6 protein-coding genes are annotated in these 8,402 nt (G+C 39.1%); all 6 read right to left on the bottom strand.

The features are described from left to right. Window positions 1–75 precede the first annotated feature (75 nt). Window positions 76–852 (bottom strand): CpsB/CapC family capsule biosynthesis tyrosine phosphatase, encoded by a 777-nt coding sequence (locus ACESSZ_RS13255; protein WP_128125158.1) that lies wholly within the window; start codon window positions 850–852, stop codon window positions 76–78. A 311-nt stretch (window positions 853–1,163) separates the two neighbouring features. Beyond that, complete coding sequence (locus ACESSZ_RS13250) at window positions 1,164–1,787, bottom strand: DUF47 domain-containing protein (RefSeq protein WP_128125159.1); 624 nt, start codon at window positions 1,785–1,787, stop codon at window positions 1,164–1,166. Window positions 1,788–1,892: 105 nt separating this feature from the next. Further along, complete coding sequence (locus ACESSZ_RS13245) at window positions 1,893–3,359, bottom strand: S41 family peptidase (protein WP_128125160.1); 1,467 nt, start codon at window positions 3,357–3,359, stop codon at window positions 1,893–1,895. Window positions 3,360–3,427: 68 nt separating this feature from the next. Further along, window positions 3,428–4,309 carry an SIR2 family NAD-dependent protein deacylase gene (locus tag ACESSZ_RS13240; RefSeq protein WP_128125161.1) on the bottom strand — a complete coding sequence of 294 codons (882 nt, stop codon included), beginning with the start codon at window positions 4,307–4,309 and terminating at the stop codon, window positions 3,428–3,430. Next, window positions 4,257–5,027, bottom strand: a complete 771-nt coding sequence (locus ACESSZ_RS13235) for a protein-ADP-ribose hydrolase (protein ID WP_128125162.1) — start codon at window positions 5,025–5,027, stop codon at window positions 4,257–4,259. Before ACESSZ_RS13235 ends, ACESSZ_RS13240 begins: the two co-directional genes overlap by 53 nt. Window positions 5,028–5,188: 161 nt before the next feature. Next, complete coding sequence (gene carB / locus ACESSZ_RS13230; protein WP_132224909.1) at window positions 5,189–8,401, bottom strand: carbamoyl-phosphate synthase large subunit; 3,213 nt, start codon at window positions 8,399–8,401, stop codon at window positions 5,189–5,191. Window position 8,402 lies beyond the last annotated feature (1 nt).

The following is an 8,402-nucleotide window of genomic DNA, read 5'->3' as shown; positions in this document are numbered from 1 at the left end:
GCTTTTACTAGCACTTGTTTTTGTCATGCTTTTTCAATCTTTTTCAAAAATGCTTGACTTCTTAATAGTTAGCTCCTATAAATGAAAAAAGCGACTTTTTTTATGACCGAAATAATCGGTTTCCAATTCTTCATGATGTACAACATGCAAAGGATTTCGATAACATAAACAATCACATACATCCTCACCACAAATCTTCAAAGCTTCTTTATAAGCTGCCTGAAACATCATCTGTCTTCTTCCTGCATCGTGATGAGCATCTGATGCGATAAAGTGACAAAGATTTCGATGTAACAACTTCTTAGCATGTTTCTGACACGTCTTACCAAAACAGCCACAAATACTTGATGCGTTGATTTGCAAATAGCACCCTAATTCCACCCATCTTTGGATCCTTTCTATATCTAGCTTTTGGGGAAAATAACGTTCAATATGTGCGATGATCGGAACATATCCTGCAAGTATCAGTTCATATAGTCGTTCTTCCACCATAAACTCATCACCAAGTTCATTCCTGCATGAAAATTCACATAAGACATAATCTGAACCTGCTAATGTAAGCATTTGCTTTTTTGGCAAACTTTTCGCAAAATCAGTATTTAATAAAAATTCACATCCACAGTATCCTTGTATGCCATATTGTTTTGCTAGATCAATACACTCTTGAAGACGATGTTTCATGAATGTCATGGACATTACCGTGTCTTCTCTTTCACAATAATGTGGTGTAAAAATAACGCGTTCTATATGCTCTTTCACACAACTCTGAAGACACTTATTGGTTTCTTCCAGTGATTGCGAACCATCATCTAACCCCCAACACATATGATTATGTATATCAATAAATCTCATAGGGTGCTCCTTTAATATCTTTAAAATATCGTGGCGATATCTATTATGTTATACCTTGTTGCATAGTGGTGATTTCTTAGGAAATCGCCTTTTTTTTGTACTTTATTTGCATAAATCTATAGAATACACAATAAAAACGACATATTCAAAAAAGTATAACTAATTGTATACAACCATTGATATAATACTCCTAAAACCTCATCTTGTAAATATTATTTCCAATTTTTGGAAATTTTTGTTTATCTTTTACAAAAAAACCAGCATGCTTAGGATATGATGTCATATCCTATCAAACTGGTTTTGTTAATTTATTATGCGTGTTTTAAAACTACACTTTCTACTAAATGTCCAATTTTCTCACAAGAATCACAAGCTAATTCCATGCGATCATAAATAGATTTCCAACGAATCACTTCTACTGGATCAAGGACATCGCTAAACAATTCTCTGGTCGCTTTGGCGAACAAAGTATCGCCTTGCCCTTCCAGATGATTCACCCGCTTGATACAATCCATAATATTATTGTTGTACTGAATCTTTTCAAATTCCTTCATCATTTCACGAACCGCATCACAGCACATGACAATGACCTTTCCATACGCCATGGCTGCTTCTTGTACTTCTTTCACATTATAGATATAAAGGCCGATAGAAACATCTTCCACCATATCCACCATATCATCCAACGCATTACTTAACGCCACAATATCTTCGCGATCCATAGGAGGACGCGAATCTTTTGCTAATACGGTCATAATTTCATGACGACGTAAATCAGCCTCATGCTCAATGCGATGCATTTTCTGTAAATGTACATTAATGGCATTCGGTTGGTAGTCTTTCATCATCTTCATCAATTCAAAAGCCGCCTGATAAGCACATTCTGTCATCAGTTGATATGCCTGAAAATAGTTGTACTTTTTCTTTTTGATCATTCTCATATACCTCTTTATCTATCCCAATTTCCTGATGAAAGGAAATCTTAGAATATTCTATCATAAACGCATATACTATACAATCTGATTCACTCAAAATATGTACTAATTTAAAAGTTCTTTCACATATTTCAATACATCTTTACCCTGAACCCAAATATCCGGAGAAATCCCCTCATATTCACTGGCATACGCTTCAGGAAAGTCCCCATATAAATTTCCAAACATGATCTGCAAACCACTTTTATCTAAATAAAAAGTTGACATCGCACTGCCACTAATTGCTCCTGCGCTCGGCATTCCAATAAAGATCACATTTTCCATCGTATGCAATTCATCTATCAGCATTTCACTGGCGGATGCACTGGTTTCATCTTGCAAGACCAATAACATACTTTTATTCTCAATCAGCTTTTTTCCCATATAAGGCTCTTCTATGTATAATAAGTTATCATGTTTCTGATAATTGCCATCTTCTAATAAAGATGCTAAGGATTGATCAGTTTCCTCATCCATCAGCTGTTTGAACTTTTCTTCATGCAATGGCAGTCGCAGTATTCGTGTTCCATAACCACTTATGCGCTGTTTGGCATAGCTATGCGACCACGCATAACTCAACATTGCATTACCTCCGGGATTGCCCCGTAAATCTAAAATGGCAAGCGGTTTTTGGGAGAATTGCGCTGCCCTTGCTAAAAAAGTTTCGGCATATTGTGCATACGTATCACTGGCTCTGGGATATATCATTTTTGTAATATGCAGATAAGGAATACCTTGCACGATTTTTTCTGTAAGAATATCCTCACTACGCTTCATCTGTTCCACTTTTTCCATAGCTACCTTACGCTCACTTCCATCTGCATAGCGCATGGATAAGTGCGTAATGTTTTTTCTGCTTCGATAAAACAGTTGATAAGAAATGCTGCCATCCTTATGCAAGACAGGCTTTAAATATGCCGCAAGATCTGCATCCTTATGGATACGCACAATGCGTTTTTGATTAGATTGATCATAATAACCATCCTTCTTTTTCACATATGCCTTTTTTTGATAGTGTACCCCTTGTTCGCAATACATGGTATAGCTTTCATGCAAAGGCTCAAAATCAATTTGAAAATGAACATCTTCGATAAAAGAAAGTTGTTTTCTTAATACTTCACCTAACACTGTTTTCTTAATCTTTGCGTATTTCTTTATCTGTTTATCTACCATTTGCTTTGCTTCTTGGAAGCGCGCATCTCCATATATAGGATATTTCCCATACAATGCCTTCAAAGTAAAGAAAACATCTTCTACATCCTGTAGGGCTTCTTGCTGTGTCACACTTTCTTCACCATTCGTTTTTGCCCCATGTGCAATGACATAATCCATTGCTCGATAATACGCTTCACTGCTATTGGCATATGGTGAAAAAGCATCGGTTTGTATCGGATTTGGGATAATTTGTGCATGCGCTGCATTGACATATTTCTTATACTCCTGCAACACCTGGGGTACTTTTTCATCTTTTACTTTCGCTGTACAGGCACTCAAGCATAACACACAGCATAAACAGACCCATAATTTTCTCATCGTTTTCCTACTCCTTTTTATTCCATATCTATAGCCTTTTTATACCTTGATCAACAAATTGTTCTTCCCTATGTTTGAACGTATGCTTTTATTTCTTTTAACACAGACGCAATATCCTTTTCAATTACGAGTGATTGTTTTGCCAACTGCATGGGACAATATGCTTCCAATTGGTTGATGATAACATAATATGCCTGTGGATTTTCATGAACGAATTGCCAAAAAGGATATTTAATGATGCCCGGAGTATTATTCCCTACTCCTAATTCTAAATATACAATGTGATCATCTTTATGCTGCTTGAGAAATTGCTGATATCGTTTTTGTGCGGCATGCCAACCTGCATCCTCACAAAAATTAGCATCACAGCGTAGATTTACTGTCATAGGAGCATGGCAATAGGGACAATAAGGAATCAATTCTTTGGGAATGCAACGCTTTTTTTGCTGCATAACCATCTGCCGTATCACTTTCTCATTATCATACGTCTTGGCATGACAATTGCGTGAACATTGAAATAAGCCATAATCGCCCTGGGTATAAAATAACCGTTCTTTCGCAAATCCATGCAATTGAAACTGATGATCCACATTCGTCGTAATGACAAAATAATCCTTATCTTTGACAAGGGATAACAGATCTGCATAGACCGTATTTACCTGAGCAGCATAGCGATTATGATAAATATGTCGGCTCCAATATCCCCAATATTCTTCCAATGTCGCAAAAGGATAAAACCCTGCTTCATACATATTAGTAAAATGATAAGCATCTATAAAGTCTTGAAAATAACGACGAAACCGTTCACCATCATAACGCAAACCGGCTGCGGTAGATAAGCCAGCTCCGGCACCTATTAAGATTGCATCTGCCTCTTGTAACAGCGCATGCAGCTTTTCAATGTTGGAGATAGGTTTGATAAATGCGTTCGTCTTCGTCTTTAAATACATTAAAGATCACCTTCATTTCATAATTGGTTTCTTGTAAATAGGTTTTCACCGTATGAATAGCAATAGCGGCGGCTTCATCATTAGGAAAATGAAAAACCCCAGTGGATATGCAACAAAATGCGATGGAAGTCAGATGATACTGTTGTGCTAAGCTAAGACAAGAGCGATAGCAAGCTGCCAGTTGTTGCTTCTGCGTATCTGTGACATGTCCATATACGATAGGACCTACCGTATGCAATACATAGGTTGCCGGAAGATGATATCCTTTGGTTATCTTAGCTTTTCCTACAGGCTCTTCCTGCCTTTGTTTTCGCATGATGGCAGCACACTCCTGACGTAATTCTATACCGGCAAAAGTATGAATGGCATTGTCAATGCAACCATGACAAGGTTGAAAACATCCTAACAATTGTGCATTCGCAGCATTCACGATTGCATCCGCTTGTATTCTTGTGATATCACCTTTCCATAAATAAAGATTCTTATCATAAGCCTGCATTTGCGCTATGGTAACGATACCCTTTTGGTGTTTTATTGCTTCTAACACTGCCTTTTCATGGTATAAAAAAGCATCAGATACCGGCTTCGGTTCTCTTACATTCACTAAAGAGCGATATAGTCGGAAACATTCTTCTTCCTGTTGCGGCATGGAAATGTCCCTATAAGCTTCATTTTCTTCTAATAGATATTTGATAAGCCATTGTAAATGTTCTTGCATATGATCACTTGCCTTTCTTTATGTAATCATAACGCGTTTCATAGCATTTGCAAAGCAAGCAGTTTATAAGTTCGCCATTATAAACAAACCTGCGTTAGAATCAATATACAAAAGGTGTCACATCAGACACCTTTTGTATTCCTGTGTTTTTTATTCGCATATCAACATGCATCGGCTAATTCATTCATCGAAATCGTGGTAAAATTCATTGATTCTAGCACCTTCAACATCGCATTGGCAGTATCGAAGCTGGTAAAACAGCTCACACTGTTTTCTGCTGCTACACGGCGTATCAAGAAGCCATCCATAGTCACTTCTTTCTTTTGTGACATGGTATTGATGACATAATTGACATAACCTTTACGGATGACATCTAACACATTCTCCATGGCTTCCTCATGCGCATCAATTTTCTGCACGGTTTTCACATATAAACCATGTGCTTGTAAGTAATCAGCTGTTCCTTTGGTTGCCAGTATGCCATATCCGATGGCTGAGAAGCGTTTGGCTATCAAAAGTCCTTCTTCTTTGTCCTCATCGGCGATGGTCAATAAGACATTGCCATGTGTAGGAATCTTTACACCACTTGCCAACAATGCTTTATATAAGGCTTTTTCCAGTGTTACATCTCCTCCCAAAGCTTCACCGGTGGATTTCATTTCCGGACCTAATACGGTATCAACACTGCGCAGCTTAGCAAACGAGAAGACCGGTGCTTTGACAAAGACACGTTGACTTTCTGGTCGTATACCTTCTGTATAGCCCTGTTCTTTTAAAGAATGACCAAGTGCACAGCGTGTTGCCACATGACTCATAGGTACTCCGGTAATCTTGGATAAGAACGGTACGGTACGAGAAGAGCGTGGATTTACTTCAAGGACATAGACCTGTTCTGCTTTATCGATGATAAATTGAATATTATATAAACCAATGAAATGGAAACCTTTGCCGATACGAATCGCATAATCCACGATCGTATCTTTCACCTTTTGTGAAACGGTTTGCGCTGGATAGACCGAAATGGAATCTCCGGAGTGAATACCGGCACGTTCGATATGCTCCATGATACCGGGAATATACACCTGCTCACCATCACAGATAGCATCAATTTCCATTTCTTTTCCCACAATATATTTATCTACCAAGATAGGCGCATCGTGGCTGATTTCTTTTACCGCCGTTGCCATATATATCTTTAAATCAGCATCGTTATGCACGATTTCCATAGCACGGCCGCCAAGTACATAGCTTGGACGCACCAGCACCGGATAACCGATCTTATTCGCAATGACTAAGGCTTCTTCAACCGTCACGGCGGTTTCCCCGGTTGGCTGTGGAATATTCAGCTTATGCAGCATTTTTTCAAATGCATGTCGATCTTCGGCACGATCGATGTTTTCTAAGGACGTACCTAAAATCTTTACCCCGCGTTTTACGAGCTGATCGGCTAAGTTGATAGCCGTCTGCCCACCAAATTGGACAATAACCCCTAAAGGCTGTTCTAAATCAACCACATGCATAACATCCTCAATGGTTAATGGTTCAAAATACAATTTATCAGAGATAGAGAAATCGGTGGATACTGTTTCCGGATTGTTGTTGATAACGATGGCTTCATAACCACATTCACGCAAGGTCATGACACAATGAACCGTCGCATAATCAAATTCAACACCCTGTCCGATACGAATCGGTCCACTGCCTAATACGATGATTTTTTGACGATCACTGCGTATAGATTCATTTTCATCTTCATAAGTGGAATAAAAATATGGTGTAGCACTCGCAAATTCCGCAGCGCAAGTATCTACCATCTTATACACCGGACAAATACCGTGTTGTTTTCGCAAGTCATAAACAGCTTTTTCTTCCATGCCCCAACTACGAGCTATAAAACTATCCGCGAAGCCACAGCGTTTGATTTCCCATAAGATTTGAATATCCTTTGGATGTTGTTTCATACGTTCTTCTAAGGCGATGATGTGGGCAAATTTTTCTAAAAAGAAGGTATCGATCTTGGTAATATCATGAATGCGTGACAAGCTTTCTTTTCTTCGCAACAATTCGGCAATACCAAACATGCGCTGATCATCTTTTATCGCAATGCTATTCCACAGCTCTTCCTTTGCTTTTTCTTTGCTTTCTTTATTTTCGATATGATCACATTTCATTTCCAGTGAGCGTATCGCCTTTAAGAAGCTTTCTTCAAAACATCTTCCAATTGCCATAACTTCCCCGGTTGCCTTCATCTGGGTACCTAAACGACGATCGGCATGAGGGAATTTATCAAAAGGGAAACGTGGCAGCTTCGTGACAACATAATCTAACGCCGGTTCAAAACAAGCATAGCTGGTATTGGTAATTGGATTGATGATTTCATCTAAGGTAAGACCTACCGCAATTTTCGCTGCGATTTTGGCAATCGGATAACCGGTTGCTTTTGAAGCCAGCGCACTGGAACGTGATACCCGAGGATTTACTTCAATGATGTAATATTTAAAAGATGCAGGATCCAAAGCTAACTGCACATTACAGCCACCGCAGATCTTTAAAGCGCGGATAATCTTTAAACTGGCATTGCGCAGCATCTGATGCTCACGATCACTCAATGTCTGTACCGGTGCTACGACCATTGAATCTCCTGTATGTATTCCCACCGGATCGATATTTTCCATATTGCAGACGACGATGGCATTATCATGTGCATCCCGCATGACCTCATATTCGATTTCCTTAAAACCGGCAATACTACGTTCAATTAAGCATTGCTGTACCGGAGAAAGTTTTAGACCATTTTCGGTGATGATACGTAGTTCTTCTTCTGTATCCACAAAGCCACCACCGGTTCCTCCTAAGGTATAAGCAGGACGTACAACAAGCGGATAGCCAATCGTTTGGGCAAAGGCAAGTGCTTCTTCTACAGTATGAACAATGGCACTTTCCGGTACCGGTTCTTTGATTTCATACATCAATTCACGGAATAATTCACGATCTTCCGCCTGGTTGATAGCGGTTAAATCAGTACCTAAGATTTCTACACCATATGCATCCAGAATTCCTGAATTGGCTAGCTCTACCACCAGATTCAAACCAGTCTGTCCACCCAAGCTTCCTAAGATAGCATCAGGACGTTCCTTATAAATGATGCGGCTGGCAAATTCAACAGTCAAAGGTTCCATGTATACGCGATCGGCAATCGCGGTATCTGTCATGATCGTTGCCGGATTAGAATTGATCAATATGACTTCATAACCTTCTTCTTTTAAAGATTGGCATGCCTGAGAACCGGCATAATCAAATTCCGCCGCCTGGCCAATGACGATTGGACCAGAACCAATCACCATGATTTTTTTAATATCTGTACGCTTTGGCATA

Origin of the sequence: Eubacterium sp. 3_1_31 (assembly GCF_964249515.1) — a bacterium.
Taxonomy (GTDB): Bacteria; Bacillota_I; Bacilli_A; order Erysipelotrichales; family Erysipelotrichaceae; genus Longicatena; species Longicatena caecimuris.
Note: the sequence above shows the minus strand (reverse complement) of the source record. Positions and strands in the feature narration are given on the sequence as shown.

Excerpts from the sequence above, each read along its gene's own strand:
- ACESSZ_RS13235 (WP_128125162.1), bottom strand. The coding sequence starts at position 5,027 with ATGCAAGAACATTTACAATGGCTTATCAAATATCTATTAGAAGAAAAT.
- ACESSZ_RS13245 (WP_128125160.1), bottom strand. The coding sequence starts at position 3,359 with ATGAGAAAATTATGGGTCTGTTTATGCTGTGTGTTATGCTTGAGTGCC.
- carB (WP_132224909.1), bottom strand. The coding sequence starts at position 8,401 with ATGCCAAAGCGTACAGATATTAAAAAAATCATGGTGATTGGTTCTGGT.
- ACESSZ_RS13250 (WP_128125159.1), bottom strand. The coding sequence starts at position 1,787 with ATGATCAAAAAGAAAAAGTACAACTATTTTCAGGCATATCAACTGATG.
- ACESSZ_RS13240 (WP_128125161.1), bottom strand. The coding sequence starts at position 4,309 with ATGTATTTAAAGACGAAGACGAACGCATTTATCAAACCTATCTCCAAC.
- ACESSZ_RS13255 (WP_128125158.1), bottom strand. The coding sequence starts at position 852 with ATGAGATTTATTGATATACATAATCATATGTGTTGGGGGTTAGATGAT.